Source organism: Halomonas sp. (assembly GCF_041689495.1).
GTDB lineage: Bacteria > Pseudomonadota > Gammaproteobacteria > Pseudomonadales > Halomonadaceae > Halomonas.
On the sequence record NZ_JBDNGD010000546.1, the window covers coordinates 1 to 1,410 of the forward strand.

Below are 1,410 nucleotides of genomic sequence, written 5' to 3' on the forward strand. Positions count from 1 at the left end.
AGCACCCAGGGCACGGGCATCCAGGTCGATCGTCGTGGAGACGATATCGTTCTCAACATGCCGAGCAGCGTGACCTTCGGTTTCGATTCCAGCGAACTGACCAACAGTGCCCGCAGTGCCCTCAACAATGTCGCCCAGATCCTCCAGCAGTATCCCGACACCCGGGTGAACATCGCCGGACATACCGACAGTACCGGTAATGCCTCCTACAACCAGACCCTCTCCGAGCGCCGGGCTGAATCCGTGGGTAATTACCTGGCACAGAGCGGAGTTTCCTGGTCTCGTCTCAACATGGCGGGCTATGGGCAGAGCCAGCCGGTCGCCAGCAACGCGAACGAACAGGGCCGTGCCCAGAACCGTCGTGTCGAGATCACCCTGACACCGATCGAGTCGCAGTTTCAGCAATAACCCGATTCAGCGGACCCAGGCCGGGTTTTACTGATGGCTGGGTTTTACTGATAAAAAGGGCCCCCACCTTGGTGTGGCGGGCCCTTTTCCTTGCCGATTCACGGATATCGACCATGCTTTCCTACCAGCATGCCTACCATGCCGGCAATTTTGCCGATGTTCACAAGCACCTGACGCTCTTTGCCGTCGTGGATCACCTCTTGCGCAAGGATTCGCCTGTCACCTTCGTTGATACCCATGCCGGTCGGGGCCTCTATCGCCTATCGGCCGAGGCATCCGACAAGTTGCAGGAGTACCGCAACGGCGTGATGCCGCTGTGGCGGTCAAGGGAGACCCTTATCCGGGATCCCTTGCTCCACGCCTGGCTTGGCGCCCTGGAGGAGGCGCAGTCCGGCGCACCATCGGCCGAAGGGAAGTGTCTTGACCAATACCCGGGTTCCCCCTGGTGGCTGGCCAATCGCTTGCGGTCCCAGGATAGGTTGATGCTCTTCGAGTTGCATCCCGGCGAGCATGACCATCTGGCAGGCCTGCCGCTGCCGGATAATGTGCGACACATTCATGGGGATGGGCTCCAGGGACTACGACAACGATTGCCGGTGGCGACGCCACGGCTCTGCGTCCTCATCGATCCCAGCTATGAACGCAAGACCGAATATGCCGAGGTGGCGGATGCCGTTCTGTCGGCCATGCGCAAGGTTCGCCATGGGCTCGTGCTGGTCTGGTATCCCTTGTTGCCGGCGGGTCGCCATCGGGTATTGCTGGAATCACTGCGAGATGACGGCCCGCGCAAGATCTGGCGCAGTGAACTGGTTCTTCATGATCCTGACTCAGGGGAGCACGGCATGTACGGGAGTGGCATGCTGGTGGTGAACCCGCCCTGGAGACTTGAGCAGCGCCTGTCGGCCGCCATGGATTCGATCATCCCCGTGCTGGGTTCGACAAGCCGCTACAGCAGTGGCTGGTGGGTGGAGGAATAGGACACGGCTATTTGCCGATGCAGAA

2 protein-coding genes are annotated in these 1,410 nt (G+C 60.5%); both read left to right on the top strand.

Going from position 1 to position 1,410, the window contains the following annotated elements:
* A partial coding sequence (locus ACESMD_RS15755) for an OmpA family protein (protein ID WP_372614835.1) occupies window positions 1–408 on the top strand: 408 nt, incomplete at its 5' end.
* Between the two features lie 113 nt (window positions 409–521).
* The gene (locus tag ACESMD_RS15760; RefSeq protein WP_372614837.1) at window positions 522–1,385 is read left to right on the top strand and encodes a 23S rRNA (adenine(2030)-N(6))-methyltransferase RlmJ; all 864 of its coding nucleotides are present in this window, start codon (window positions 522–524) and stop codon (window positions 1,383–1,385) included.
* The last annotated feature ends 25 nt before the right edge of the window (window positions 1,386–1,410 follow it).

Excerpts from the sequence above, each read along its gene's own strand:
- ACESMD_RS15760 (WP_372614837.1), top strand. The coding sequence starts at position 522 with ATGCTTTCCTACCAGCATGCCTACCATGCCGGCAATTTTGCCGATGTT.